Origin of the sequence: Rahnella sp. WP5 (assembly GCF_000745615.1) — a bacterium.
In the GTDB taxonomy this organism is placed as follows: Bacteria; Pseudomonadota; Gammaproteobacteria; order Enterobacterales; family Enterobacteriaceae; genus Rahnella; species Rahnella aceris.
Genome location: NZ_JQJR01000012.1, coordinates 183,545 through 209,725, shown reverse-complemented (window position 1 = coordinate 209,725; position 26,181 = coordinate 183,545). Strand labels below are relative to the sequence as shown.

Below are 26,181 nucleotides of genomic sequence, written 5' to 3'. Positions count from 1 at the left end.
GTTTCATCCTAACGATAAACCTGACCGGTTACAATGTGACACCGCTTTTAAAAATGGCTAATTCGCGGAAATCATTGAGTTCGTTTTTGGCTTTGCGGCCATCGGCGATCGCCACGATCAGATCCACAAATTCACCCAGCAACTGATCCATACTGACATCGTGGATCAGGCGTCCGGCATCGAAATCGATCCAGTGCGGTTTTTTCGTGGCCAGTTCACTGTTGGTTGCCAGTTTCACCGTCGGCACAAAACCGCCGTAAGGCGTGCCGCGTCCGGTACTGAACAGCACCATATGACAGCCCGCACCTGCCAGCGCACTGGTGGCGACGGCGTCGTTACCCGGCGCACTCAGCAGGTTCAGCCCCGGCGTAGTCAGGCGTTCGCCGTATTTCAGCACGTCCATTACCGGGCTTTGGCCAGCTTTTTGTGTACAGCCCAGCGATTTTTCTTCCAGCGTAGTGATACCACCGGCTTTGTTACCCGGAGACGGGTTCTCGTAAATCGGCTGATTATGTTCGATGAAGTACTGTTTGAAATCATTCACCATGTGAACGGTTTTCTCAAACGTACTTTCATCACGACAACGGCTCATCAGAATACGTTCTGCGCCAAACATTTCAGGCACTTCGGTCAGCACGGAAGTGCCGCCGTTGGCGATCACGTAGTCGGAGAAACGCCCCAGCAACGGGTTAGCGGTGATGCCCGATAAACCATCAGAGCCACCACATTCCAGACCGAATTTCAGTTCGCTGAGTTTACCGGCAACGCGTTTATCATCACGCATTACAGCATACAGTTCGCGCAGGCGTTCCAGACCGGCTTCCACTTCGTCGTCGAACTTTTGCAGCGTCATGAAACGCACGCGCTCTTCGTCCACTTCGCCCAGCGTTTCACGGAACACGTCCACCTGATTGTTTTCACAACCAAGGCCGATCACCAGCACCGCACCCGCATTCGGATGGCGTACCATATTTTGCAGCATAGTACGGGTGTTCACATGATCGTCACCCAGTTGCGAACAACCGAACGGATGCGTGAACAGGTAAACGCCGTCGGTCCCTTCCGCGTCATTGGTTTCTTTCAGGAAACGTGTCTGGATCTGGCGGGCTATCCCGTTGACGCAACCAACGGTCGGGATCAACCACAGCTCGTTACGGATCCCCACCTGACCATTTTTACGACGGAAGATCTGCACATCGCGATCCGCCATCTGTTCCGGCAGGCTGGCGAAATCCGGCTGATACTGGTATTCGTCCAGATCACTCAGGTTAGTTTTGCCGTTTTGCGAATGAATATGCACACCCGGCTCAATCGCCGTCAGCGCATGCCCGATCGGCAGACCGTATTTAACAATGTTCTCCCCCGCCGCAATCTGGCGAAGGGCAAACTTGTGGCCACGGGCAACCGGCTGAGCCAACACGACGGTGTGACCGCCTGCTTCGACCTGCTCGCCCGCGTCGATATCGCGCAACGCGACGGCGACGTTATCAGCGGTATGAATTTGAATGATACTTTGCATAGTTGCTCTCTTAGCTGTAAGCCGCCAACGCGTCACGCATGCCAAGGTCTTCAATCGACTGCAATTGTTCGGTCACTTTTGCAGTCAGACCCGGCACGGTATTCAGGTCACGTCCCCAGTGTTCTTCATCCGCCAGCACAGTTTCGACCAGCCCGGCCAACGGCAGGCTGCCATTACGCACGTTACCCCACAATTCGGAGAAACGGCTCAACCAGTGTGCATCGTCCTGCAGCGGATAAATTTCACCGTTACGTTCACCACGGTAAAACGCCAGCAAGGCTGCCAGTGCAAAGGTCAGGCGCGGAGGCAGAAGCTGATTCTTTTCCTGGCTCGCCAGCAGTTGCGGCAGAATGCGGGTGCGGTATTTGGTCATACCGTTCAGGGCAATCGACAGCAGCTGATGCTGAATGAACGGGTTGCGGAAACGGCTGAGTACCGCCTGGGCAAAGGACGTCAGTTCATCCTGTGGCAAATCCAGCACCGGCGAGATTTCCTCGGCGATCGCCAGTTCGACAAAGCGGCTGATTTGCGCATCATTCATGGATTCGCCAACGGTGTTCAGCCCTGACAGGAAGGCCACCGGCACCAGCGCGGTGTGTGCGCCGTTAAGGATCGCCACTTTGCGTTCTTTATACGGTTTGATGTCGTCAACCAGACGGATATTCAGCGGCAGCTTGTCCAGACGCAGTTCCTGCGCGAGACTTTTTGGCCCCTGAATGACGAATAAATAGAAGTGTTCGGCACTGTCGAAGAAGCTGTCCTGATAGCCCAGTTCTTCCTGCAGGCTGTCGACTTCACTGCGCGGGTAACCGGTAACGATGCGGTCAACCAGCGTTGAGCAGAAGGTGTTGCTGTTTTTCAGCCACTGGGTGAATGCCGCTGGCAATGCCCAAAGTTGTGCGTAACGCAGCACCAGTTCCTGCAACGCTTCACCGTTGTAGTCGATCAGTTCGCATGGCAGCAGAACCCAGCCTTTATCAGCCGCGCCGGAGAAATGGTTGAAACGCTCGAACAGCAACCGGGTCAGTTTAGCCGGGAAGCTGGCCGGAGGCGTATCGTCCGGACGGTCGCTTTCAACATAGCTGATACCAGCTTCGGTCGTGTTAGAAAACACGAAGCGGATATTCGGGTCACGGGCCAGCGCCAGGTATTCATCAAACTGATGATAGATATTAATTTCGCGGTTAACGGAGCGGATGATCCGGGTATCACGCACCGTTTCCCCCTGCTCGTTCAGACCGCTGATGATGGTGGTGTACAGACCATCCTGCGTGCTGAGTGAAGGCGGAAAGTCAGTGTCAATCGGACGAACAACCACGATCCCGGCATCCAGATCGGTATGTTCATTCAGCAGGTCGATTTGCCAGTCGACAAACGCCCGCAGGAAATTACCTTCACCGAATTGAATAATTTTGTCCGGATGTTGACGGCCAGGGAAGTCACGGCGATTTAACCTTTGCATCTCACATTCACCTTAATTTGCTCAGACTCCGGTCTTTGAGGGCGGGAAAATTGCCCTATGGCCGTCGTTATGTGTTGGGATAGTTGTTTGTTATTTCAATGTTTATTTCAGGAGCGCAGGAACCTGCGCTCCGTTGTGCTACTCAGTTCAAGCCGATCAGTTCAGTTCAATCTGGAAATACTGTTTCGCGTTATCGAAGCAGATGTTTTTCACCATGCTGCCCAGCAGTTCGATGTCTGCCGGTGCTTCGCCCTCTTCCACCCAGCGACCAATCATCTGGCACAGAATGCGACGGAAATATTCATGACGCGTATAGGACAGGAAACTGCGGCTGTCAGTCAGCATGCCGACGAAACGGCTGAGTAAGCCGAGGTTGGCGAGCTGTGTCATCTGACGTTGCATGCCGTCTTTCTGGTCGTTAAACCACCAGCCGGAACCGAACTGCATTTTGCCCGGCATCCCTTCACCCTGGAAGTTACCGACCATGGTGCCGATCACTTCGTTATCACGCGGGTTCAGGCAGTACAGAATGGTTTTTGGCAGGCCACCGGCCAGACCTTGCGCGCCCAGCAGTTTGGACAGCGGCTCGGCCAGTGGCTGGTCGTTAATGGAATCGAAACCAACGTCTGCGCCAATCAGCTGGAACATACGGGTGTTGTTATTACGCAGCGCGCCAATGTGATACTGCTGTACCCATTCACGACGTTGATATTCAGAAGCCAGATACAGCAGAACGCCGGTTTTGAACTGAGCAATTTCTTGCGCAGTTGGCGTTTCACCGCTCAGACGACGGGACAAAATGCCGTCCAGCGTCGCGTCATCCGCTTCGCCGTAAACCACTACATCCAGCGCGTGGTCTGACACTTTGCAACCGTGCGCCGCAAAGTGATCCATACGTTTTTTCAGGGCATCACGCAGATCGCTGAAACGGGTAATGGAGACATCCGCCGCGGCTTCGAGTTTCTTCATGTAATCCACGAAGGTTGCCGCTTCGATGTTGAAGGCTTTATCCGGGCGCCAGCTTGGCAGCACTTTGACATCAAAGCTGGAATCTTGTGCCACCGCTTTATGATGTTCCAGAGAATCGATCGGGTCATCGGTAGTGCCGACCATTTTCACGTTCATCTGTTTCATGATGCCGCGGGCAGAGAATGCATCCTGCGCCAGCAATTCATTACCGCGCTCCCAGATTTCGCCTGCGGTAGACGGGGAAAGCAGTTTACCGGTGATGCCAAACGGACGGCGCAGCTCAAGGTGCGTCCAGTGGTACAGCGGGTTACCGATCGTGTGGGGAACCGTTGCAGCCCAGGCGTCAAATTTCTCGCGGTCGCTGGCATCGCCGGTACACATCCGCTCAGGGACACCGTTGGTACGCATTGCGCGCCATTTGTAGTGATCGCCTTTCAGCCAAATGTCATACAGGTTTTTGAATTTATAGTCCTGCGCAATCAGCTCAGGTGGCAAATGGCAGTGGTAGTCAAAAATTGGCTCATCTTTCGCGTAGTCGTGATACAGGCGACGTGCGAATTCTGTGTCGAGAAGGAAGTCTTCCGTTAAAAACTGCGCCATCTTAGGTTCCTCATCATGAATTCTGTAGAGTTGTCACTCAATGGTGCGAAGTTATCACACCAATTTAAGCTATCGTCCAGTACTTTTTAATGCACCAAAGCCATTAAAATGACTGATTTCATTCCAAAAAAACAAACTAATTCTCTGTAAAATAATGACTTTAGCGTCATCAGCTGCTGGTGCTTATTATCCTCACAATTAGAGTGTCATTTTGTGATGTCACTCAAACTTTAAATCTGTATGACAAGTTATTTCGTACCAAATGTGACAAAACCTAAAAAGTGCGCGCCGGCTTGCGGACATTCAACCGGGCTTCGGCCTCATTATCTCTCTTCCCACGCCAGCAGGGCTTATGTAATCCATTTGCCCTTCAGGCGGCCTGTACCCGGTCAATTTTTACCAGATAACAGTGTTCATTAACTGTTCACGATAAATGTGATCATTTCGTGAAGTTGTCACACCAATTACGTTTCATTTTTCAGGCTGTCATTGTTAAGCATTGACAGAAAAGTGTGAACCGGATCAATCAAAATACAGTTTTCATTGTAAAATCAAGTAAATAACCGTGAAGTTAAAAAAATTAAGTAACCACACAATATAAATGTGGTTTTGTGATGTCATTCAAATTTTAAATCTGTATGACAAGTTATCTTTGCATCGCCCGGACAAGAGCGTCAGAGATTACCTGCCACGTCCTTTCGCTGTTGTCCGGGCAAAACACTTCCCGGGTGCAGTCAGCCCCATGGCGAAGCAGTAATTCTGGTGTTCAGGACGTTCATCGGACCCTTACGCACAGATAACAATAACGCAGTGCGTAATAACACGGGCAGCTCCCAGTGAAATCATCTGGCGGCAACGTTCCCGAAAACACTTTAAGGAAAGCCAGAACCCCCACGCTTGTTCAGGTGGTGCGAAATACGCCCTGACAGCCTGATGTTGTCATCGCCGGATTATTTACTGGGAGAGAGTTAAATGGGTAAGATTAAAGGGTTACGCTGGTACATGATCGCCCTGGTCACCTGCGGCACTGTATTAGGTTATTTGACACGTAACGCCATTGCGGCTGCAGCGCCAACGCTGATGAGCCAGTTAAACATCACCACACAGCAATATTCCTATATTATCGCCGCCTATTCCGCCTGCTACACCCTGATGCAGCCGGTCGCCGGTTACGTTCTCGACGTCATGGGCACCAAAGTCGGTTACGCGATGTTCGCTATTATGTGGGCCATCTTCTGTATGGCGACGGCGCTGGCAAGTAGCTGGGGTGGCCTGGCCATCGCCCGCGGTGCGGTCGGTATGGCAGAAGCGGCCATGATCCCTGCCGGCCTCAAAGCCAGCAGCGAATGGTTCCCGGCAAAAGAACGTTCTATTGCCGTCGGTTACTTCAACGTGGGTTCATCTATTGGCGGCATGATTGCGCCTCCGCTGGTCGTCTGGTGCATCGTGATGCATAGCTGGCAACTGGCCTTCATCATTACCGGCGTACTGAGCCTGATCTGGGCACTGAGCTGGCTGGTGTTCTATAAGCACCCTAAAGATCAGAAGAAACTCAGCGCTGAAGAACGCACCTACATTCTGGAAGGTCAGGAAGCACAGCATCAGACCAACAACGGCAAGAAAATGTCTGCCTGGCAGATCCTGCGTAACCGTCAGTTCTGGGGCATCGCGCTGCCACGTTTCCTGGCTGAACCCGCCTGGGGAACATTCAACGCCTGGATCCCGCTGTTCATGTTCAAAGTGTATGGTTTCAATCTGAAAGAAATCGCCATGTTTGCCTGGATGCCGATGCTGTTTGCCGACCTCGGCTGTATCCTGGGCGGCTATCTGCCACCGTTATTCCAGAAGTACTTCAAAGTTAATCTGATCGTTTCCCGTAAAATGGTTGTCACCATGGGGGCGGTTCTGATGATTGGCCCTGGCATGATCGGTTTGTTCACCAGCCCTTACGCCGCTATTGCGTTGTTATGTGTCGGTGGTTTTGCTCACCAGTCACTGTCCGGAGCGCTGATCACTCTGTCATCTGATGTGTTCGGTCGTAACGAAGTGGCTACCGCCAACGGTCTGACCGGTATGGCGGCCTGGATGGCAAGTACCATGTTTGCACTGGTGGTCGGGGCGCTGGCCGATACCATCGGTTTCAGCCCGCTGTTCGCCGCCCTTGCCGTGTTCGATCTGCTCGGCGCCATCATTATCTGGACAGTCCTGCAGAACCGTTCTGCAGTAGAACCTGTCCCGGCTCCGCTAAAAACCGCGAAAGCCTAAACGTCTGTTCGTTAGCCCGGTAACTCTCTTTACCGGGCTTTGCATTTTTCTGACATTTCTCCCATGCCTTTCTGTCCGATGCACGGTGCATCAAACTTTCGTAAAACGTATACTGGCACTTGTATAATAAGTTCACAGGTCTGTCCGACACTCACTTCTTACAGGTTTCACTACTTTAAAGAGCACTCATATGGAATCCACAGACACCAGACGCCTATATCAACAACTGGCTGCCACGCTCAAGGAACGCATCGAAACAGGCTTGTATCCGGTTGGCGAAAAGCTGCCCGCTGAACGTCTGATTTCAGATGAAATGGATGTCAGTCGCACGGTCGTGCGTGAAGCGATTATCATGCTGGAAGTTGAAGGTTATGTGGAAGTCCGTAAAGGGTCGGGAATTCATGTGATGTCAAATCAGCAGCGCCACCTTGTTGTGCCCGATTGTGGCAGCGAGTTTGGCACTGCCGGTCCGTTTGAGCTGTTACAGGCACGTCAGCTGATTGAAAGTAACATCGCTGAATTCGCCGCCACACAAGTCACCAAGCAGGACATCATGCGTCTGATGGAAATTCAGGAGCATGCCCGCCAGGAAGACCGCTTCCGCGATTCAGAATGGGATTTAAAATTCCATGTGCAGGTCGCACAGGCCACGCAAAACAGTGCGCTGGCGACCATCGTTGAGAAGATGTGGAGCCAGCGTTTGCATAACCCTTACTGGCGCAAACTGCATGAGCACATTGATGAGAAGTCCATTGAGAGCTGGTGTGAAGAACACGATCTGATTTTAAAAGCGCTGATCCGCCGTGATCCCCACGCCGCCAAACTGGCAATGTGGCAGCATCTGGAAAACACCAAACAAATGCTTTTCCGCGCTACCAGCGATGATTTCGAGTTTAACGTAGACCGTTATCTTTATTCAGAAAACCCGGTAGTTCATCTCGACCCGCCGGTACTCAATTCTAAATAAATTCCCCTTAAGGCAGGTTTATTCTCCCAACCTGCCTTTTTCGTGCCTCTGCTTTGCCCCCGCCAATCCTGTCAGGCACTGTCGAGTAGTGTCAGCCAATGTAAAACCCTTTTCCATAACGTGCTTCAGACTTAAATGATCAGTCTCAACGCGCTATATTTACCTGTCTGAGTTATTGTTATTTTGTTACAGTTAGACCACTTTTTTTACCCGTCCATGCCGAGTGAAACAGGCCCGGAGACGCGTAAATCCCCGAAAAACTCATGACCAGAAAGCCCGCCAGGGAAGAGGCGACCTTATCAGCAAAACAGGCAGCGTCGAGACAAATTCTCCGCTGATGTCTTTCGCTGACCCACTGAAAATGATGGAGTTTTACAACACCGATGGAAATTATCAGTTCGCTTATCGATGCCCTCTGGCAACAAGATTATAAAACTCTGGCTAATCCCCAATTAGTCTGGGCGTTGTATCTGATTTTATTCATGATTATTTTTCTGGAAAACGGTTTGTTGCCTGCGGCTTTTTTGCCGGGCGACAGCCTGCTGATCCTTGTTGGCGTTTTGATCGCCAAAGATGCCATGAATTTCCCTTTAACCATTTTCCTGCTGACCACCGCAGCCAGCCTCGGTTGCTGGCTGAGTTATGCCCAGGGAAAATGGCTGGGCAACACCCGGATAGTACAAAGCTGGCTGGCGCATTTACCCGTGCATTATCATGAACGTGCACACGCGCTTTTCCATAAGCACGGTCTTTCCGCCTTGTTAGTCGGTCGTTTTCTGGCCTTTGTCCGCACCCTGCTGCCAACAATTGCCGGACTTTCGGGCCTGAACAATAGCCGTTTCCAGTTTTTCAACTGGGTGAGCGGATTGTTGTGGATCCTGATCCTGACCTCGCTGGGGTATTTTCTCGGTAAAACCCCGCTGTTCCTGAAATATGAAGATAAGGTGATGAACTGCCTGATGCTGCTCCCTGTTTTGCTGCTGGTCGGCGGCCTGATCGGTTCGATTGTCGTGCTGTGGCGCAAAAAACACGCTGACCGTCAAAATAAAGGCAAGAACGCATAATGAACCGAAGATTACTCAAACGTTCATTTCTCTGGCCTCTGCTGCTCATGCTGCTGGCGGCGGCGACTATGATCGGGCTGGCGGTATCCCGTCTTCCGGCACCGACCAGTGCGCTGCAAATCCGTCCTGCCAGAGCGGGCGCCGCGTTACCCGATGGTTTTTATGTCTATCAGGGGCTGAGCCAGCGCGGTATTCACATCAAAAGCATTACGCCGCTCAATGATGCTTTGGTGGTACAACTCGACACCGCCTCACAACGCAAACTGGCGGAGACCGTATTGCAGGACATTTTGCCTGCCGGATTCGTTATCCAGTACTACGAACCTCAACACGCCACGACCTGGGGGTCGAAACTGGATCGTGAGCGTCTTAAGTTCGGATAAGACCATGCGCAGGATTTGTCTCATATCACTACATATTCAGCGGTAATATAATTTAGACGCTAGCATTCATAAAACTCATCAACAAATGGAATTAAGTGCACATTCGCTTAAACGTCAAAAGGAAAACCGATGATGAAAATCACTTTATCTGCCCTCACTCTTGTTCCTGCATTGCTGTTTACCACTGCCGCTTTTGCCGCACCTCAGCCGGAAAGTTGCGTGACTAAGCAACAGGAAATCCAGAAACAAATCGACGAAGCGCGGGCGCATAAAAACCAGAACCGCGTTGACGGTCTGGAGAAAGCGTTACGTGAAAATAAAGCGCACTGTACCGATGCAGGTCTGAAAGCAGAAAATCAGAAACGTGTTGAAGAGAAACGTGAAAAAGTTGCCGAACGTGAGCAAGAGTTGAAAGAGGTTCAGGCTAAAGGCGACCACGAAAAAATCATCAAGAAACAGCAAAAACTGGAAGAAGCGAAGTCTGAACTGAAAGAGGCTGAAGGCCATTAATCGCTTTTCAGACTGACAGATTTTGCCTCACACCATAGCGGGTTTACAACGATCTTGCCTTTTGAAACAGACAATTCGCATTTGCGATAACCCGAATATCCGCTATGTTAAAAGTTCGAATCAGTTAACGTATGGAGTGACTTACACATGGCTAGTAATACATCAGAACAACTGCGCGCTGAACTCAAGTCATTGGCAGATACTCTGGAAGAAGTTCTCCAGACCTCTACCGATAAGCCGAAAGCTGAACTCGATAAACTGCGTGGTAAAGCAGAATCCCTGCTCAAAGATACCCGCGAGCGTCTGAGTGATACAGGTGACAAGATTGCCTATCAGACCAAAGAAATCGCCGGTAAAGCTGACGATTACGTGCATGAAAAACCCTGGACGGGCGTCGGTATTGGTGCCGCGGTCGGTGTTGTGATTGGCGTTCTGTTAGCCCGCCGCTGATTATGGCTGAATCGATCAAACCTTCGCCACAAGGGCCGGGTAAGGGCCTGTTTGACATCGTTTCCCGCATTGCCACCGTGGTGGTGAGCATTGTGGAAACGCGTGTCCGGCTGGCTGTGGTTGAGCTGGAAGAGGAAAAGGCCAATATTTTCCAATTACTGCTTATGGCCGGTATTACCCTGATCTTTACTGCCTTTGGTCTTATGAGTTTGCTGGTTGTTTTATTCTGGGCCATTGACCCGGCCTATCGTCTTACGGCGATAGCAACGACGACCGGCGTGTTGCTGCTTCTGGCGGTGATCCTTGGCGCGATGACACTGGCGAAAGCCAAACGATCAACACTGCTTAGCCTCACCCGAAAGCAACTGGACGTCGATCGCGCCCTGCTGGAAAAGGATGACGAGCTATGAGCATTCCGAACCGTGCTATCGAAAAAGTCAGGTTGCTGCGCAAAATTGAGCGTCAGCGCGGCGAGCTTTCTCAGGCCGGTTCTGACTGGCTGGATGCCACCGCGAAAGTGGATCATTACTGGGTAAAACTGGTGGATATGCGTAAATATCTGGTCGTAGGCTCAAGCCTGCTGGCTGTTTACGGTATCCGTCATCCCAGTGCAGTGGTTCGCTGGTCCCGGCGCGCTTTCGGTATCTGGGGAACAGTACGTCTGTTTCGCAAGACCATCGGCAACAAATAGCGTGATACCCATCCTGCAAAAAGGGCTGATTGAAAAACAATCAGCCCTTTTCTTTTTGAATAACAATACGGTGGCTGTTCAATTTATTTGAACCATTCAGACAGATTTACTTGCTAACATAACTTATTCATCCGACTTATTATCTCGTCATCAACTGATGCGGTAACGGCAGGAAATATTTTCCGACCGGACCGGTAACACTTTTAGCTCAATTTGGGCGCACCACTTTCGGAGTCGAAGATGAACAAGTTACACGACACAGCTTTACTGGTTGCACGTATTCTGATGCCTATTCTGTTTATTGTTGCAGGTTGGGGCAAAATTAACGGTTACACCGCGACTGCGGGTTACATGGCTTCCATGGGCGTGCCAAGCTTCTTCCTGCCACTGACTATCTTGTTAGAGTTTGGCGGCGGTCTGGCAATCTTGTTCGGCTTCTTTACCCGTACCACCGCGCTGATCACAGCCATCTTCACTATCCTGACGGCGCTGATCTTCCACACTGATTTTGCACAGGGCGTGAACCAGATGATGTTCATGAAAAACCTGTCTATCGCGGGTGGGTTCTTCGTCCTGTTTGCTTCCGGCCCTGGCGCATTCAGCATCGACCGCCTGATCAAGAAAAACTGGTAATTGCCCCGGCACCAGGGAGCAGCAACCACGCTATAATTAAATAAGACAATAAGTCAGACCTGCAGGGCGATGTGATTTATCACCTCGCCCTTTTTTATTACTTATCTGTAAATCTCCCCTAAATCATTCGGGTTGCATCAAGGCGGCTCGGAGGATGAGGGGGAAGGAGGAAAAATGGGACAACTAGTGAATGGCGTTTGGCAGGACACCTGGTACGACACCAAGTCGACCGGCGGTCATTTCAAACGTTCAGCAGCGCAGTTTCGTAACTGGATAACGCCGGATGGGACGCCGGGCGAACACGGCGTTGGCGGCTTTACCGCAGAACGCGACCGTTATCATCTGTATGTTTCGCTGGCCTGCCCGTGGGCGCACCGCACCTTACTGATGCGTACGCTGAAAGGGCTGGAAGACATTATCCCGGTGTCTGTCGTGCACCCGCTGATGCTGGAACACGGCTGGACGTTCGGCACCGATTTCCCGGCTGCGACGGGCGACGATTTGTATCATCTGAATTACGCCTATGAAATCTATCTGCGGGCGCAGAACGATTACACCGGCCGCGTCACCGTGCCAATCCTGTGGGATAAAAAGCAGCAGACCATCGTCAGCAATGAATCCGCCGATATCATCCGCATGTTCAACAGCGCGTTTGATGCCGTGGGTGCCAAAGCCGGGGATTATTATCCCGAGGCATTGCGCTCAGAGATTGATGAGATTAATGAGTGGGTGTATCCGCAAATCAATAATGGGGTGTATAAGGCGGGTTTTGCGACATCTCAGGAAGCCTACGATGAAGCGGTTGACGGTGTTTTTGCGGCACTGGAACGTGCCGAGGAATTACTGGGCAAACATCGCTATCTGACCGGCAATCAGCTGACCGAGGCGGATCTGCGTTTGTGGACCACGCTGGTGCGTTTTGATCCCGTCTACGTCACACACTTTAAATGCGATCGCTACCGCATCAGCGACTACCCGAATCTGTACGGTTTCCTGCGTGATATCTACCAGATGCCGGGGATCCGCGACACGGTGAATTTCGCGCACATCCGTAATCACTATTTCCGCAGCCACGCGACCATCAATCCTTACGGGATTATTTCCACCGGACCGGCGCAGGATTTAGACTCTGAGCACGGCCGCGACACCCGTTTTTGATTTCGTTCGGCTCCTTCCCCTTTCACAAGGGGAAGGACACATTACTTCACGTCCCGCGTAGCCAGCAGCTTAGGGATTTCACGCAGGAACCAGGCTTTTGCCTCGCCCATGCTGTCGCGGCGCCACGCCATAATAATGTCGATTTCACGGTTATATTCTGCGCTCACCACCCGCAATCGCCCTTCCTCGATATCTTTCTCGACCATCGGATAAGGCATCGTCGCCACACCTAATCCCGCCAGCAAGGCTTTACGCTTCTCTTCGATGGTACTGACCGTCAGACGCTGCTGTTTATCCAGCAACTGAACGGTTAATACCGGACGCTCACGGGCGGTATCCGCCACGGCAATCCCGCGGTATTTAACCCGGCTAACGTCAGACAGCGGCTCCGCTTCAAGATGGATCGGGTGATCCGGCGCGGCCACGTATATGCTGGCCAGCTTATACAGCTTGCGGCTGTTAATTTCGGTGGAAGAGCGGAAATGCATATCCGGCGCGATCACAATATCCGCCCGGCCTTGCTCGAGACGTTCCCACGCACCGGCCAGCACTTCGGTTAACAGGGACACCTGCGTATTGGCTTTCAGCGCCAGCTTTTCAATCAGCGGGAACAACTGCGCAGCGGGCGATAACGCTTCACACACGATGGTGATGTGCGTTTCCCAACCGCGGGCCAGTGCTTCGGCATCCACCGTCAGTTTATCTGCGGCTTCCAGCAATACTCGTCCACGTTCGAGTAACATCCGGCCAACATTGGTGAATTTTGTCCGATGACCTGAACGGTCAAATAACACCACATCCAGCTCTTCTTCAAGTTTCTGCATGGTGTAGCTCAATGCCGACGGGACGCGGCCCAGCTCATCAGCGGCAGCGGCGAAACTCCCCCTGCGGTCAATCGCATCCATGACCCGTAATGCTTCCAGTGTGAGTGCGCGATCCTTAGCCATTCTCTTCTCTTTCAGGAAATTTGAATATAGCGACCAGATTAACTGGCTAACAATCACACGTCCAGACGCTTACCATTTATACATCGAAATTTTTAAGAGAGGCGACCGCCATGATTACCAGCAGAACGGCAAAAGAGTGCGGTACCGCTGACTTTGGCTGGCTCCAGGCACGGTATACATTTTCCTTCGGCCATTACTTTGATCCCAAGCTGATGGGCTACGCTTCCCTGCGCGTCCTGAATCAGGAAGTGCTGTCACCCGGCGCCAGTTTCCAGCCGCGCACGTATCCGCGCGTGGATGTGCTGAATATTATCCTGCAAGGCGCAGCGGAATATCGCGACAGCGCAGGCAACAGTGTCCGGGCGCAAGCCGGGGAAGCGGTATTATTATCGGCACAGCCCAATGTCAGTTACAGCGAACTGAACACCAGCACCACTCAGCCACTGACGCGAATGCAACTGTGGCTGGATGCCTGTCCTGAACACGAGAATCCGTTAACGCAGAAAATGGTACTGCCGGAGGCGACGCATTTCCTGCTGGCCTCATCAGACGGGGAAAAGGGCAGCCTGCAACTGCGGCAAAATGTGTGGATCCAACATCTGGATTTAGCAGCAGGTGAGCAAATCACGCTGCCGGTACGCGGACCGCGCGCCTATCTGCAATCAATTCACGGTCAAATTGATGCGCAGGGTTCGGTCAGCCGCGAGCTACAAAAACTAGCCTGTGGCGATGGCGCGTTTATCCATCAGGAAAACAGCCTGACGGTTTCTGCCATTACACCGTTACGCGCACTATTAATTGATATGCCGGTATGAATTTTGAGGAATACGAAGAAAATAAAACGCCGCGCAGGGCAACCTGTCCGGCATTTTTTAAATGCTCAAATGACATTATTCCATAAAAAAAGTTACGGAAATACGTAATAAATGAGCCATCTGACAGCAGCCATTACCCGACAGACTCACTCGAAAAAATGGATAGAGAAAAGGAATGAAAAACCTTCTATCCAATTGATAACACTGTACAAAAAACACCTTTTCCTCATGTGAAAGCCAACCCGGAATGATCACTAAAATTTATATTTAGAAGTCAGGCAATGACTATATATATAATATTCATCAAAATGATCTTATTATTAACACCTCCTGATAGTTCATATGAATAACATTTAATTCGTTTGATCCGATTTATTATCTATACGCATTCTTTTTTTTGCTCTATGATTTCCAGTGCTGGTTAATGGGATTGATTTTTTATAAAGGGAATGGCCATGAACTACTGCCTTTAAAACGTTAGTAATAACATTAAGACGTTAGTCTATATATTTCTTATTTATAAGAATCTTGCTCTATTCCAGCGGGATCGTATTACTACGTGATTTATAAAATTTATTTCAAGCCTAAGGATTAAGGTATGAAAAATGCAATTACTGCATTAAAGCGTAAAGCAAATCAGTATCAGGAACTTAAAAAACAGCGTGGTGTTACCTTACTGGAAATCATCATCGTTCTGGGCATTATCGGTATTATTGCCGCCGGTGTAGTTGTGTTGGCAAACCGTGCCTTCACAGCACAGGACATCAGTGAATTAGCCGATAATACTAACTCAGTCCGCGTGGGGACAACAGAAGCTTATAAAGACAGCGCTGAATATCCGGCTACTGCGTCTGCAGCGTCACTGACTAAATCGGATATCGGTAGTGCAACCGATACAACAGGCTCAATCATTTCGACTCTGGTTAAAATGGGTAAAATTTCCGTTGGAGAAGCTTTCAATGGTATATCAAACGACCCGTTCGAATTGGGTGGCGTTAAGTACGCGACTGATGATACGAAGATGAAAGGTTTCTACCTTGTCATTAATGGCCTTGATACAGAAGATTGCCGTAATATTGCCTCTCAGATTGGCGGACAATGGGATTATGTTGCTTCCGCGCAAGTTGCTGCAGGTGGAGTTTTAACATCGGCGCCAACGTCATTATCAGGCACAGCTACAGCGCCGATTCTTAAGACACTGACTGAAGACAAATTAACACCAGAAACCATTGTTGGCACTGGTTTTTGTGATAGCTCCGTCGGTTCAGACAACGCGCTGGTGTTAGGCAGTAAATAAGTAAAGCGTTAAAACTATCCTTTATTAAAACAGGAGCCTGCCGCGATTATTGTTGCAGGCTCATTTTCGATGACGTTGAAATGATGAGAATGTGTATGCCAGGGGTAAGAAACAGTAAAGGGTTTACCTTATTGGAAATGATTATCGTCATGGGCATTATGGGTGTCGTATTCACCTCATTCTCCCTGTATAAGAAAAAACAAATCGAATCAGTTGCAAGGGAAAATCTGACCAATATACTTGCAGGTGAAATTCATGGCTTTTTACAGTTTGTAAATAAAGATAACATTCAACTAACCACCGATGTCGATGCGGATGGTGAATTAGATTTTATCGTTAACCCTCTCTATAACCCTGACATTTTAACTTCCGATGAAAAAGGAAAAGCTTACGCCACGCGTTTTAATAATAAGCCAAATGAAGAACCGGGTGATAAGAATGATTACATTAAATGGGACAATACTCAGGCACGAGGTTATTTCACCAGTCACCGCTGCTACAGCTCAACTAATCAGAAAGTTGCAGATGACGAATTCAATACGGAGGACTTACCCTGTAAGCAACCTCCGGACAGTCAGGATAAATATCTGGTGCTCGAACGTGTCGATCTGATCGGCCCGGATAACTCGCGGGCGATTGATCAGGTCGATTTTTTCATCAGTTTTCATCCAGGACGTAATGGAAAAAGTGATGTTGATAAATTTTCCATCGAAAATTATGCCACCGCCTTTAGCAAGGCATTTTCCCATTACGATCTGACGTTCATTCAGGCCGACTATCTCTATCGTAACGATGAAAAAAATACACAAGCCACAAACTTTGGTACCGGCTGGAAGTTGTTAAAAACAAATAATGCCAAGGCCACGGATAGTGCTATTCCATTTGGAAGCATGGCTTCGTATCTGGACGATATGAATCAAAATATCGCGCAGTTGGGTGTCCGTTTCAGTTTCAAGGCGGGCGTGGGGAAAAACGTCAAGCCGGACGGCTCAGTCGGTGTAAATAAACTGTGCTGGAATTATAAAGAAAATATGATGACTCACTGTCTTGAAGTTGAAAACGGCTCAGGACGCAATCAGGATGAGGGTGTGATGCATCTGACGGCTAAAAATGCGAATAATCAGATTGTCACAGGTACATTGATGGCCAATGTCATTTTCGAAGGTGAGGCATTTGACCCGGAAAAAGGGAATGTCGTCGCATTAATGACCAGTCCAGTGGTTTCCTACCAATCCTTTGGCAATAAAAAGGACACCGGTACCAATGATGTCATTGTTAATGACCCGGAGAATTACAATAAAAAAGTCACTGATGAACCAGGCCACATCAAGCTTCCCGTACAAACTTGCCCTCTGGCTCCGCCCGATCCCGCTGACCCGCAGAAAGTGCCGCGACAGCTTTACCCAAGAATGGCTGCCGCCATTTCTTCTATAGCGGCTGATGTGGGTAAGCTGGAAACATCAGAAGGCGAAGATGAAGACGGTGGAGACTTCACCGACTTTTCCAATAGTGAAAATAACCGGAGAACCACTACAGGTGTATTAGATCATTTAAGTGGCGTCGCCGTGCAAGTGAATCTTATTAAAGATGATGCCAACGGCGATTACTGGGTGATCAGTGCAACCAGCGGTGTTTTTGACAATGTGACGGGGCAAGGTGTTAGCGTTATTAATCCGAGTTCACTTTCCGTTGTACTGACCTCATGGTGTAGTTCAATAAAGCAACCTGAACTGGATGCTCATGTACCCATGCCACCGGATTAATTCAACATTGATATATGATTTAAAAATAGGTTTTTAACAATTTTCAGGATGAAGGAAAATGAAATTTAAAATAGCGGGATGCATAACGATTTTATTCATAGCCCTTGGACAATGTGCGTACGCGACAGTGAATGCAGATGGCAGTTTATCACATTCATCTTCGGTTCCCCCTGTAAGTAAACCGGCTGACGCACCGCGAAATCCTTTCTCTGGTGGGGATAGTATCTCTGTTCTGACTCCGGCAACGGTGAGTGTCACGCTGACACTGAACAGTGGTGAACTGTTAAGTCAGGGAATTAAAACGTGGGCAGAACAGGCGGGTTATAAACTGCTCTGGCAAAGCAAAAATGATTACTTAATTTATAGTCATATTGCCCTCATGGGAAAAAATGACGATGAAGTTCTGGCAGAGTTAGGAAAGCTATTTTCTTCTGAAAACTACGGGTTGATTATTAAAAATTATCAGAAGAATCACATATTACTTATTGATGATATGTAACGGAATTATTTCGGGATAGGGATATGAAAACCAAAATTGGATTAATGATAGCGTTTCTTCTCTTGCAAGGTTGCGCAGAAAGTTTCAACAAACAATTTTCACGTAGCAATGTGAAAGACGCTATACCTGGCGCGACGTCTGCGGATGAAATGAAGGTTAAGCCCTATGTGAAATATGACACGGCTTATTTAGGCACGAAAGTAGACTACAGTTCTACGCGTCAGATTTTACTGGCTAAAAAAGTCACCATAAATTCTTATGAACCTACAGACCTGAATACCGTTCTGGATGTATTGCTGGCGCAAACCGGGGTTAGTCACAGAATGAATTTGGCTATTCCTGGCCAGAAAGGAACTGATGCCGGCAAAGTCAGCATCGAGCCGCACAGCATCAATTTCACCGGAACCTTTGAAGAGTTCATGCGTTACATTTCCGCGCTGTACGATGTAAAAGCCAATCTGGATGAGAATAATATTCTTAAAATCGATGCTTATAGTGTCTATGCTATTAAGCTTGATTTTTATGGTGAGAACAATAAGTTCGAGGCCAGTCTGGACTTATCTAATGATGCAGTCAGTAACGGCGGACTGGAAGGAAAGTCTGAAACCAAATTCGAATCATCATTCTGGGATGATGTCGAAGACATGGCAGAGAAGTATGTTTCAAGCGGCATGTACAGTATTTTTAAAGATGCCTCCATTGTTACGCTTACCGGGCGTCCGTCAGAGTATAAAGTCCTGAGCGACGTCTTAAAAAAATATCAGGACGATAATAACCGGCAATTTGTCGTCACATATAAAATTTTCACTCTTAATAAAGAAAAATTGGAAGAGTACGGTGCTGGCCTGAATATGTCTTACATAGATGGGGGCAGCAGCGTCGTCATTGATACGTCAATGATGGATATGTTAGGGGGCGGTATGACTGTCGCTGGCGGCGCTGATCGTGCACTGAGTATCGATGCGAAGCTAAATGCCCTGTATTCACTTACCGGGAGTAAGGTGCTGCAAAGTGGTTCGTTTGTGACACGCAATAACACCCCCATTCCTCTCAACATGACCAATTCTCAGCACTACGTCTCAGGCCGTACCCGCACGGTGAATAAAGACAGCGGAGACGAGGATGTCGAGATCGAAACCGCTGAAATCATTACCGGCACCAGCTTTATTATTACTCCGCGTGTCATGACCGATGGTCGTGTCGAAGTCACCAGTGGATTTACCAAGAGCCAGTTAAACTCTATAGATGTGTTTGATACGGTTCAGTTACCCAATGTCACGACAACTGAAATGTTTAATTCAACAGCAGTGAACCCTGGTAGTTTACTGATGGTTGCAAAATATGAACTAAATGAATTAAGCAAAGACAAGGAATACCAGATGTTAGGTTATGGTCAAAGTACTGCTGACAATGAAAATACTGTCGTCATGGTGGTGGGTATTGACTATTACCGGGCACCTTTGAACCGTTAACGATTGGAGACGGACATCATGTTAAATACGTTGTCGCGTAACAATATATTGACGGGGTTAATTTGGGACTCCTCAAACCATGAAAATATGGACGCCGGATATATGCGATGGATGGTAAATATACGTCGGAGTCATCGTATGTATGTTTACCGTGTTCAGGATGACATGACGACAAACGAGCTCGTTGGCTATTCCATAAAGACAGCGCCGGGTTGTGAATCTTTTGCTGTTCATCTCAGAAAACTTTACGGAGATGGCCTTTATCACTTTATGGCGGGCGACGAACAAGTTTATTTGTTGATCATTATGGACGGCATCATCATTAGTGGAAGTGACTGCGTTATCACTGAGACATTTTTTGGAGAAATATTGTCGTCTTTACCTGAATCAAAATATTCACGTTTGCGCGTCTCGGAAATAACGCCTGCACAGTTAGACTGTATCGCTGAGTCATGCAAAGAAAATCAACTCATTTATAAAAAAAAGCAGCGAATATTCTGGACAGGTGTGGCCGGTGGTGTAGCCCTTCTTGTTATTTGTTCTTCAATATTTCTGTATAGCATAATTTCCGGGTAACAATATGATAAAAGGACTTAAATTACAGAAAAACTCTCAGCCGCTTTCCAGAAACATTAAAGTTGCGATTGCGGTTGTCGTTCTCTTGTTGCTTGTTGCTGGCGGAGTGACCGTCTGGTATTTCTATGCCTATAAACCAGCACAGGTGAAGGAGGACGTCAGACGTCGTGAGGAACAGCAATTAGCGAATGATATAAAAACTGTCGAAAAGTACTATTTGAAATCGTTAACGGGTGGGAGCATCATGCAATTCACCAAACTAGCGTCTGAGATTTCAAAAAGTCAAAACATCCTGGCTGAATTCAATTATACAAATGAAACATTTGTTTGTGATCCACAGAACTGCTCATTTAGTTATCAGCTGAATAAAGGCAATGTATTTAATATAGCGCAGAAAAACTTTTGGGGTGAAAATTACACAGCGATTTTCTCAGATGACTCGGTTAATTTCTCGGGGATTCAATCAGGCCTGAGTGATAACCCGTTACTGAGTGCCTATAAAAACAAAGCAGATATTACTGCGCCATTCTGCGGGGATTTATTAAACTATCTTTATTCTTATAACTCGATATCGGGCATCCAGCAAACATTAAAAATAGTCTCCCTTCCTGGTTCGCCTGTGCAGACGAACGAAAATAAAATAGCCAAAAAAGGGAGAGGTAAATACTACGAACTTAACACGATGAACTGGGAAATGGAAATACCCAAAACGTCTAAAAATGGCATAGATGTATTGTACATCGCCAGTATTTTAGAAAGACAAGCATTCAGGGACGCGTTTATTATTCAAAAAATCGATAGCGTTAAAGATAATAAAATTTCAGGAGTCATGGTATGCAAAATCGGAAATTAATGTTAACAGCTCTGATTGTTTTTTTTTCTTCTGGCAGTTTCGCTGATGACGTTAAAACCACCAGCGATCCTGTCGGGGAAGTCCCGGCTCCAATTCAGCAGCATATCTCCAGATTGATGGAAGATGACGTGGCTTTTAATCAGGCCCAGCGTGAGCTTTCACAACAGCTGACGCTCGCTAAGTTGCGGCTGGAAATGGCAAAGATAAAAAGTGAAGCCTCGGAACTGACTCAGGTGCCAATGATGAGCAACATGGGTGGCGAATCTGACGATAAAGAAGCTAAACCGGCTTCACAAGCCCCTCTTGTCGAACCGAAAATAATGATGCTGTCGCAGATTGCTGGCATCACACAGGCAGCCGTCTCCGTGGGCACAAAAATCGTATTTGTCCGTATCGGAGAGATTTTCTTAGCCAACGGTAAACGTTATGCCGTCCATCAGGGCAATAACGGACGTCAGGCATTTGTTCAGGAAGTCTCCCGGTGATCCTGGATTTCATACGACTTACGGACGATTCCATACACAGCGGCGAATGGACTTTTGCTGAAATTGAGGATCGCATGTTGCTCGCCCGTTTGGGCACGCAGGAGTATCTCGTTTCTCAACGTTCTTTAATTGAAGAGCTGCATATTCTTCAATATGAAGTTCGCAAAATGAACGACATCCATCGTCACAAGATTGTCGGAATCGGGGGCGTCACAGAAGCCGTTTATTTCAAAATTTATGAACTTGTTTCTTTGCAGAAACAGAGCCGTGTTGCACTGGATATTAGTGAAACGCAGAAGGAACTTGAAGCCATATTGATTGAAGCCGTTGATATGGGGGCCAGTGACCTTCATATCACCCGCAATGATATTCTTGCGCAGCTTGAGGTCAGGGTAAATGGCATGCTGCTACCAATGATGCAGATGCCTGCCAGCAAATGCGATGAGCTGGTATTCGTCCTGTACAACGTACAAGCCAGCACCCGTGATACCACCTGGAACCGTACTATTCCGCAAAGTGCCAATATTCTCTATACGCTTAACGGATTAAGTTTTCGTTTCCGCTACGCCCACTTTCCCATTTTTGGTGAAACGAACGATTGTTTTCATGCTGTATTACGTATTATCCCATCAGGACTCTCTAAAGGAGCCGTCGCTAATCTCAATAAACTCGGTATATCGGAAGAAGAATTAGAAGATCTGAAAAAGATCCTCAGTAATCCCTATGGGGCATATTTTATTGCGGGCACCACTGGTTCAGGAAAATCCACCACTCTGAAGAACCTGATGGAGTGGCTGCAGGTCAACCGTTATGGCAATAAAGGCTGTTTTCTTACTGTAGAAGATCCTGTCGAATATCAGATATTTGGAGCAAAACAAAGCTCAGTGGTCAGTGTTGAAGGTGGCGGTTTCCATTCTGCTATCAAATCCGCATTACGCCGCGATCCTGATGTTCTGATGGTGGGCGAAATCCGCGACTCTATCTCCGCGAATGCCCTCGCCGGCGCAGTTGAAAGCGGTCACTACTGTTTTACGACTGTTCATGCAGGGAATATTGTCTCCCTGCTACAGCGCTTATCCGCCATGGGCATCACCAGCGATAAACTCTCCACACCGGGCTTTATTGCCGGATTGCAGTGTCAAAAACTTGTCCCTGTTATTTGTCCTCGTTGCCATCATTCTGTCGAAATCACATTTGGTGAGAAATTGATGACCCTCTACGAGCAAAACGAAAGGGGGTGTGAAAAATGTAAGCATACCGGTATAAGCGGCAGGCAACTTGTCATGGAATATATGCGACCCACATATGATGAACTCGCCGCAATATCTAAACAAGAGTGGTTACAGGTTTACACCTTATGGCGAAAAAAACGCATCTCGTCACCGGGTCTGAGTGAGGGATTTGAAATAAAAGAAAAGGTATTTGCGGAAGTACTTCGTGGTCGGGTTTGTGCTACCTGGTTCAGTATGGAATTTGGCGATGTAGATAAAGACAACTCGGAGATTATCCATGGCAAAGTTCGGTAAGAAACAGCGGCTTTTTCTTTATAAGTTCTGTGCTGACATGATCAGAACAGACCTGCCCCTTTACGATTCCCTGCTCAAACTTCAGCTCGAGGGTAAAAGCCTGTTAGGCCCGGGTTTTGCGAAGAATATTTCCGTGTTAACCAATAATATGAAGGCAGGTCTTAAAGGTGCCTCCATTGCCGTTATGTTTGATGGTCTGGTTCCCCAAAGTGAACTTAGCGTTATTCACGCGGCCGAGCAGAGCGGCAGTCTGGCTGATGGCTTTATGACGCTCGTCAACGTCATAAACTATAACAGTGAGTTGAAAAGCAAACTTATTTCCGCCGTGCTTTTCCCGGTGATTATGATGATTCTTTCTCTTATTGTCATCGCGGGATATTCGATGAAAGTTTTCCCGGCTTTCGAAAGTGTCGTTCCCGTCAACAAATGGCCTGGCGTGACACAATCATTATATACCTTCGGGAAAGCATTGGTGGCCGGTCTGTGGATTTATATATTGATTGTTATTACGGTGACAGTCTTTTTCATTAAGACGATTATTTCCAACTTTAGTGGTCAGTTCAGAAATAAATTTCTGGATCGGATCCTTCCCTTTTCGACCTATAAACAAATTGTCGCCTCGATATTTATAAACAACCTTGCGTTGATGTTAAAAAATGGCATTCCTTTAAATGACGGACTCGCCATTATCCTCTTAAACTCTAACAGATGGCTGAAGCATCATATCAATGGCATGCGCGAGAAAATGGCTATTGGGCTGGGTTACGGGGATGCATTGAATACAGGATTATTCGGTCCTGAAACGCTGCTTAACATTAGCTTGTATGCAGAATTACCTTCATTTAATGAGGTGCTTAGTTCTGTTTCAGCGAAGTCCAGAGAACATGTTCAGGAATATATTAAAAAACTAGCCGGGCTATTGAAATCACTTTCGACACTTGTACTGGGTGGCTGTGTGATTTGGGTTTTCGCAGCACTGTTCGCCCTTTCGGATACATTAGGGAAAATGGGCGCAAGTGGTTCTTTTTAAAGGAGTGTATGATGAAAAAGATAATTCTGCTTTTCATTTTCTTGAATATAGTATCGGTTAATAGCTTTTCGGCCACGATACCTAAAGGAGGCGTGTTCAAATTTGCTGAATCTGATAGCGGTGGCAGTACAGCACAACCGCTGGATATGCCCCTTGCGTTGCCTATTGCTAATTTTTTTGGATATACCCGAAGTGGTGACAAATATTCCTATGAGGAGAAAAACTCCCTGCCAATTGCAATAAATATTATGTATATAGAATCCTCTTCCGGACAGGTTCCTGCCCAGCGTTTACCGGAGATAACAGATGACAATTTTGATTTCTCAGAACACTACCTTCACTATGATACACAAGCCAATTACAGCTGGGTGAGTGGCGGTAAAGAAGGAGACTGGGGCCTGCCCATCATTAATGCGAAACCCTATCAGAAAGGCGACCCTTTCCCGGCAATTACGGCATGTTCAGGTACGCCTGTCTCCCTGAAAGAGCAGCGTTATAAATGTAAGCCAGCAATGACGAGCTCGACGCGAAATCTCTCTTTATATGATGAACTGATTGAACTGGCCGCCAGCAAAAATCAAAAGTTATGGGTTGGCACGATTATTTTCCCCCGCGCTTCAGACGGACCTGAAGGTAATACCAGCAACAACAGCACAGGGGGGGAAGGGCATGAATTAGTTATTTATCTTCCTCATCGTCATATGGAAGTCATACACTTAGAAGCCTTGTTGCTCGGCGATGCTGATGGCAGTGAGCAACGGCTTGCAGCCTGGACACTCCAAAGTGATGACGGAGAATATTTCGTACGCTATAAGAGGTTCTGGATCAACAATGATTATCCTGCAGATTATGCTTTCGTTTCAAACGGGAAAGATACGCTCAATCATAATAAAACAGAGAGTAAGTACCTTATTCCCTACTACCTGGATAACGAGAGGATGGCCATAACAGATGTTGCTGCAATTCATACTCGTCTTGCCGGAGGTGTGCATTGGTCGGGTATCTGGAACGGACAGGGGGCTATTAACGAGCAAGGTATACGGGGTAGTGATATATTTACATGCCTGAATGGTGCTAAAGGATCGGTGGATGATTATACCGACTTAACCCATTTCCAGGATCCGGCTGTCGATTCGTTTAGGGAAGTGCCCGGTTTCAATATTATCCATGTTCCGGAAGGGCAGAAAGGATTTACCTTTGCACAAATGATGGGAAAGCAACCGACATCAGACAATGCTTATATTTGCGACACCAAAGGCACTCAGTTATTTTCGCAGCGATTAGAAATTGCAACGGAAGAAGAACCAAATATATTCATTGATTTTATGGAAGTAAAAAAAGGTATCACAGAGAAATAACGCTCTCATTGAAAATACCGTGTTTTTCCGTTCATTCTCGCAGGGAATCGTTTTAATGACTCTTTTCTATTTTTGGTTTTATCCTGTTATGGCACTGATATTCGGATTGTTTATTGGCAGCTTTATTAATGTGCTGATTTATCGATTGCCGTTAATGATTTTCGCAGAATACGGTACGGAACCGGACGCGGTTAAAGTGAATCTCTGGTGGCCACCTTCTCATTGCCCGGCATGTGGTGCTTCCGTAATGAAGCGAGACAATATCCCTGTTCTGAGTTGGTTATGGCTTAAGGGAAAGTGTCGTCATTGTGAAAGTCCAATCTCCGCACAGTATCTGATTTCCGAAATACTGTGCGGGTGCATTTTTGCCGCACTGGCGATTGCAGGGCTGCCGCATTTTACAGAAATTCAGATCTGCTGCTTTTTCCTCTATTTCTGTCTGCTTTACAGTCTGACGGTAATTGATTTTAAGCATCTGATTTTGCCCGACAGTTTGGTGTCATTGCTGTTATGGAGTGGCTTACTCTGCTCAGTATTGGGGATTACGGATATCGGGCCGCGATCGGCAATTTGTGGTGCCGTCATTATCTGGCTTGTGCTTTATGCCGTGATGGCAGCGTATGAAAAATGGCGTGGCCGTGAGGGGCTGGGCTATGGCGATGTCAAACTAATGGCTGCGATCACCGTCTGGGTGGGAATGGAGAAAATTCCGGAACTGATCATGTGGTCGGCAGCCTCAGGCATTATGGTGTATGTGCTCTGTACTGTGCTGAACCAGCGCCGGACTCTGGATGAAAATCATCCAGCTGCTGAAAAACATTACATTCCCTTCGGTCCTTCAATTTCGATGGCCGGTTTGGTGATTTTTTTTATTGAGCAGCTGTAAACC

The 26,181-nt window shown here is 47.9% G+C and carries 26 protein-coding genes; 22 read left to right on the top strand and 4 right to left on the bottom strand.

What is annotated here, in order from left to right:
- Nucleotides 1-28: 28 nt before the first annotated feature.
- The 3 genes from EX31_RS12685 to uxaC all read right to left on the bottom strand — a co-directional run bounded on the left by EX31_RS12685 (nt 29) and on the right by uxaC (nt 4,550).
- Nucleotides 29-1,519: a UxaA family hydrolase gene (locus tag EX31_RS12685; protein WP_037035079.1), complete on the bottom strand. Its 1,491-nt coding sequence runs from the start codon at nt 1,517-1,519 to the stop codon at nt 29-31.
- 10 nt (nt 1,520-1,529) lie between these two features.
- Complete coding sequence (locus EX31_RS12680) at nt 1,530-2,981, bottom strand: tagaturonate reductase (RefSeq protein ID WP_013577201.1); 1,452 nt, start codon at nt 2,979-2,981, stop codon at nt 1,530-1,532.
- A 156-nt stretch (nt 2,982-3,137) separates the two neighbouring features.
- The gene (gene uxaC, locus EX31_RS12675; RefSeq protein WP_037035076.1) at nt 3,138-4,550 is read right to left on the bottom strand and encodes a glucuronate isomerase; all 1,413 of its coding nucleotides are present in this window, start codon (nt 4,548-4,550) and stop codon (nt 3,138-3,140) included.
- Nucleotides 4,551-5,522: 972 nt separating this feature from the next.
- Between uxaC and EX31_RS12670 the strand changes: the two genes are divergently transcribed.
- The 10 genes from EX31_RS12670 to EX31_RS12625 all read left to right on the top strand — a co-directional run bounded on the left by EX31_RS12670 (nt 5,523) and on the right by EX31_RS12625 (nt 12,671).
- A complete protein-coding gene (locus tag EX31_RS12670; RefSeq protein WP_013577203.1) occupies nt 5,523-6,815 on the top strand; it encodes an MFS transporter in 1,293 nt (430 codons plus the stop codon).
- Between the two features lie 190 nt (nt 6,816-7,005).
- Nucleotides 7,006-7,782, top strand: a complete 777-nt coding sequence (gene exuR, locus EX31_RS12665) for a transcriptional regulator ExuR (RefSeq protein ID WP_013577204.1) — start codon at nt 7,006-7,008, stop codon at nt 7,780-7,782.
- Nucleotides 7,783-8,165: 383 nt separating this feature from the next.
- Nucleotides 8,166-8,846 (top strand): DedA family protein, encoded by a 681-nt coding sequence (locus tag EX31_RS12660; RefSeq protein WP_037035075.1) that lies wholly within the window; start codon nt 8,166-8,168, stop codon nt 8,844-8,846.
- Nucleotides 8,846-9,229, top strand: coding sequence for an EnvZ/OmpR regulon moderator MzrA (gene mzrA / locus EX31_RS12655; RefSeq protein WP_037035073.1), 384 nt, complete (start codon nt 8,846-8,848; stop codon nt 9,227-9,229). Before EX31_RS12660 ends, mzrA begins: the two co-directional genes overlap by 1 nt.
- A 132-nt stretch (nt 9,230-9,361) precedes the next feature.
- On the top strand, nt 9,362-9,739 hold the full coding sequence (locus tag EX31_RS12650; protein ID WP_015690507.1) for a DUF1090 domain-containing protein: 378 nt from the start codon (nt 9,362-9,364) through the stop codon (nt 9,737-9,739).
- A 147-nt stretch (nt 9,740-9,886) separates the two neighbouring features.
- The gene (locus tag EX31_RS12645) at nt 9,887-10,189 is read left to right on the top strand and encodes an ElaB/YgaM/YqjD family protein (protein ID WP_013577208.1); all 303 of its coding nucleotides are present in this window, start codon (nt 9,887-9,889) and stop codon (nt 10,187-10,189) included.
- Between the two features lie 2 nt (nt 10,190-10,191).
- Entirely contained in the window at nt 10,192-10,599 is a 408-nt protein-coding gene (locus EX31_RS12640) for a phage holin family protein (protein ID WP_013577209.1), read from the top strand.
- The gene (locus tag EX31_RS12635) at nt 10,596-10,880 is read left to right on the top strand and encodes a YqjK-like family protein (protein WP_037035072.1); all 285 of its coding nucleotides are present in this window, start codon (nt 10,596-10,598) and stop codon (nt 10,878-10,880) included. The genes EX31_RS12640 and EX31_RS12635 overlap by 4 nt, the downstream gene beginning before the upstream one ends.
- A gap of 240 nt (nt 10,881-11,120) precedes the next feature.
- Nucleotides 11,121-11,513: a DoxX family protein gene (locus tag EX31_RS12630; RefSeq protein WP_013577211.1), complete on the top strand. Its 393-nt coding sequence runs from the start codon at nt 11,121-11,123 to the stop codon at nt 11,511-11,513.
- 174 nt (nt 11,514-11,687) lie between these two features.
- Nucleotides 11,688-12,671 carry a glutathione S-transferase family protein gene (locus EX31_RS12625; protein ID WP_037035071.1) on the top strand — a complete coding sequence of 328 codons (984 nt, stop codon included), beginning with the start codon at nt 11,688-11,690 and terminating at the stop codon, nt 12,669-12,671.
- Between the two features lie 41 nt (nt 12,672-12,712).
- Here the strand turns inward: EX31_RS12625 and EX31_RS12620 are convergent, their stop codons facing one another.
- On the bottom strand, nt 12,713-13,618 hold the full coding sequence (locus EX31_RS12620) for a LysR family transcriptional regulator (RefSeq protein ID WP_013577213.1): 906 nt from the start codon (nt 13,616-13,618) through the stop codon (nt 12,713-12,715).
- A gap of 110 nt (nt 13,619-13,728) precedes the next feature.
- Between EX31_RS12620 and EX31_RS12615 the strand changes: the two genes are divergently transcribed.
- From EX31_RS12615 to EX31_RS12560, 12 genes are all read left to right on the top strand, one after another.
- On the top strand, nt 13,729-14,433 hold the full coding sequence (locus EX31_RS12615; protein WP_037035070.1) for a pirin family protein: 705 nt from the start codon (nt 13,729-13,731) through the stop codon (nt 14,431-14,433).
- A gap of 598 nt (nt 14,434-15,031) precedes the next feature.
- A complete protein-coding gene (locus EX31_RS12610) occupies nt 15,032-15,730 on the top strand; it encodes a prepilin-type N-terminal cleavage/methylation domain-containing protein (RefSeq protein ID WP_037035068.1) in 699 nt (232 codons plus the stop codon).
- A gap of 95 nt (nt 15,731-15,825) precedes the next feature.
- On the top strand, nt 15,826-17,493 hold the full coding sequence (locus tag EX31_RS12605; protein ID WP_037035066.1) for a pilus assembly FimT family protein: 1,668 nt from the start codon (nt 15,826-15,828) through the stop codon (nt 17,491-17,493).
- A 58-nt stretch (nt 17,494-17,551) separates the two neighbouring features.
- Nucleotides 17,552-17,992, top strand: coding sequence for a TcpQ domain-containing protein (locus tag EX31_RS26330; protein ID WP_231576055.1), 441 nt, complete (start codon nt 17,552-17,554; stop codon nt 17,990-17,992).
- Between the two features lie 23 nt (nt 17,993-18,015).
- Nucleotides 18,016-19,464: a type II and III secretion system protein gene (locus EX31_RS12595; RefSeq protein ID WP_013577218.1), complete on the top strand. Its 1,449-nt coding sequence runs from the start codon at nt 18,016-18,018 to the stop codon at nt 19,462-19,464.
- Between the two features lie 165 nt (nt 19,465-19,629).
- Complete coding sequence (locus EX31_RS12590) at nt 19,630-20,040, top strand: pilus assembly protein (RefSeq protein WP_231576054.1); 411 nt, start codon at nt 19,630-19,632, stop codon at nt 20,038-20,040.
- Nucleotides 20,041-20,044: 4 nt separating this feature from the next.
- The gene (locus EX31_RS12585) at nt 20,045-20,893 is read left to right on the top strand and encodes a hypothetical protein (protein WP_037035061.1); all 849 of its coding nucleotides are present in this window, start codon (nt 20,045-20,047) and stop codon (nt 20,891-20,893) included.
- Nucleotides 20,875-21,378, top strand: coding sequence for a hypothetical protein (locus tag EX31_RS12580; RefSeq protein WP_037035059.1), 504 nt, complete (start codon nt 20,875-20,877; stop codon nt 21,376-21,378). Before EX31_RS12585 ends, EX31_RS12580 begins: the two co-directional genes overlap by 19 nt.
- On the top strand, nt 21,375-22,904 hold the full coding sequence (locus EX31_RS12575; protein ID WP_037035058.1) for an ATPase, T2SS/T4P/T4SS family: 1,530 nt from the start codon (nt 21,375-21,377) through the stop codon (nt 22,902-22,904). Before EX31_RS12580 ends, EX31_RS12575 begins: the two co-directional genes overlap by 4 nt.
- Nucleotides 22,888-23,934 carry a type II secretion system F family protein gene (locus EX31_RS12570; protein ID WP_013577223.1) on the top strand — a complete coding sequence of 349 codons (1,047 nt, stop codon included), beginning with the start codon at nt 22,888-22,890 and terminating at the stop codon, nt 23,932-23,934. Before EX31_RS12575 ends, EX31_RS12570 begins: the two co-directional genes overlap by 17 nt.
- Before the next feature lie 11 nt (nt 23,935-23,945).
- Nucleotides 23,946-25,292: a hypothetical protein gene (locus tag EX31_RS12565; protein WP_037035056.1), complete on the top strand. Its 1,347-nt coding sequence runs from the start codon at nt 23,946-23,948 to the stop codon at nt 25,290-25,292.
- Nucleotides 25,293-25,311: 19 nt separating this feature from the next.
- A complete protein-coding gene (locus tag EX31_RS12560) occupies nt 25,312-26,178 on the top strand; it encodes a prepilin peptidase (protein WP_231576053.1) in 867 nt (288 codons plus the stop codon).
- Nucleotides 26,179-26,181: the final 3 nt, after the last annotated feature.

What these genes read in the sequence shown, in the direction of transcription:
- EX31_RS12685 (WP_037035079.1), bottom strand. Translation starts at nt 1,519, where the DNA reads ATGCAAAGTATCATTCAAATTCATACCGCTGATAACGTCGCCGTCGCG.
- EX31_RS12680 (WP_013577201.1), bottom strand. Translation starts at nt 2,981, where the DNA reads ATGCAAAGGTTAAATCGCCGTGACTTCCCTGGCCGTCAACATCCGGAC.
- uxaC (WP_037035076.1), bottom strand. Translation starts at nt 4,550, where the DNA reads ATGGCGCAGTTTTTAACGGAAGACTTCCTTCTCGACACAGAATTCGCA.
- EX31_RS12670 (WP_013577203.1), top strand. Translation starts at nt 5,523, where the DNA reads ATGGGTAAGATTAAAGGGTTACGCTGGTACATGATCGCCCTGGTCACC.
- exuR (WP_013577204.1), top strand. Translation starts at nt 7,006, where the DNA reads ATGGAATCCACAGACACCAGACGCCTATATCAACAACTGGCTGCCACG.
- EX31_RS12660 (WP_037035075.1), top strand. Translation starts at nt 8,166, where the DNA reads ATGGAAATTATCAGTTCGCTTATCGATGCCCTCTGGCAACAAGATTAT.
- mzrA (WP_037035073.1), top strand. Translation starts at nt 8,846, where the DNA reads ATGAACCGAAGATTACTCAAACGTTCATTTCTCTGGCCTCTGCTGCTC.
- EX31_RS12650 (WP_015690507.1), top strand. Translation starts at nt 9,362, where the DNA reads ATGAAAATCACTTTATCTGCCCTCACTCTTGTTCCTGCATTGCTGTTT.
- EX31_RS12645 (WP_013577208.1), top strand. Translation starts at nt 9,887, where the DNA reads ATGGCTAGTAATACATCAGAACAACTGCGCGCTGAACTCAAGTCATTG.
- EX31_RS12640 (WP_013577209.1), top strand. Translation starts at nt 10,192, where the DNA reads ATGGCTGAATCGATCAAACCTTCGCCACAAGGGCCGGGTAAGGGCCTG.
- EX31_RS12635 (WP_037035072.1), top strand. Translation starts at nt 10,596, where the DNA reads ATGAGCATTCCGAACCGTGCTATCGAAAAAGTCAGGTTGCTGCGCAAA.
- EX31_RS12630 (WP_013577211.1), top strand. Translation starts at nt 11,121, where the DNA reads ATGAACAAGTTACACGACACAGCTTTACTGGTTGCACGTATTCTGATG.
- EX31_RS12625 (WP_037035071.1), top strand. Translation starts at nt 11,688, where the DNA reads ATGGGACAACTAGTGAATGGCGTTTGGCAGGACACCTGGTACGACACC.
- EX31_RS12620 (WP_013577213.1), bottom strand. Translation starts at nt 13,618, where the DNA reads ATGGCTAAGGATCGCGCACTCACACTGGAAGCATTACGGGTCATGGAT.
- EX31_RS12615 (WP_037035070.1), top strand. Translation starts at nt 13,729, where the DNA reads ATGATTACCAGCAGAACGGCAAAAGAGTGCGGTACCGCTGACTTTGGC.
- EX31_RS12610 (WP_037035068.1), top strand. Translation starts at nt 15,032, where the DNA reads ATGAAAAATGCAATTACTGCATTAAAGCGTAAAGCAAATCAGTATCAG.
- EX31_RS12605 (WP_037035066.1), top strand. Translation starts at nt 15,826, where the DNA reads ATGCCAGGGGTAAGAAACAGTAAAGGGTTTACCTTATTGGAAATGATT.
- EX31_RS26330 (WP_231576055.1), top strand. Translation starts at nt 17,552, where the DNA reads ATGAAATTTAAAATAGCGGGATGCATAACGATTTTATTCATAGCCCTT.
- EX31_RS12595 (WP_013577218.1), top strand. Translation starts at nt 18,016, where the DNA reads ATGAAAACCAAAATTGGATTAATGATAGCGTTTCTTCTCTTGCAAGGT.
- EX31_RS12590 (WP_231576054.1), top strand. Translation starts at nt 19,630, where the DNA reads ATGACGACAAACGAGCTCGTTGGCTATTCCATAAAGACAGCGCCGGGT.
- EX31_RS12585 (WP_037035061.1), top strand. Translation starts at nt 20,045, where the DNA reads ATGATAAAAGGACTTAAATTACAGAAAAACTCTCAGCCGCTTTCCAGA.
- EX31_RS12580 (WP_037035059.1), top strand. Translation starts at nt 20,875, where the DNA reads ATGCAAAATCGGAAATTAATGTTAACAGCTCTGATTGTTTTTTTTTCT.
- EX31_RS12570 (WP_013577223.1), top strand. Translation starts at nt 22,888, where the DNA reads ATGGCAAAGTTCGGTAAGAAACAGCGGCTTTTTCTTTATAAGTTCTGT.
- EX31_RS12565 (WP_037035056.1), top strand. Translation starts at nt 23,946, where the DNA reads ATGAAAAAGATAATTCTGCTTTTCATTTTCTTGAATATAGTATCGGTT.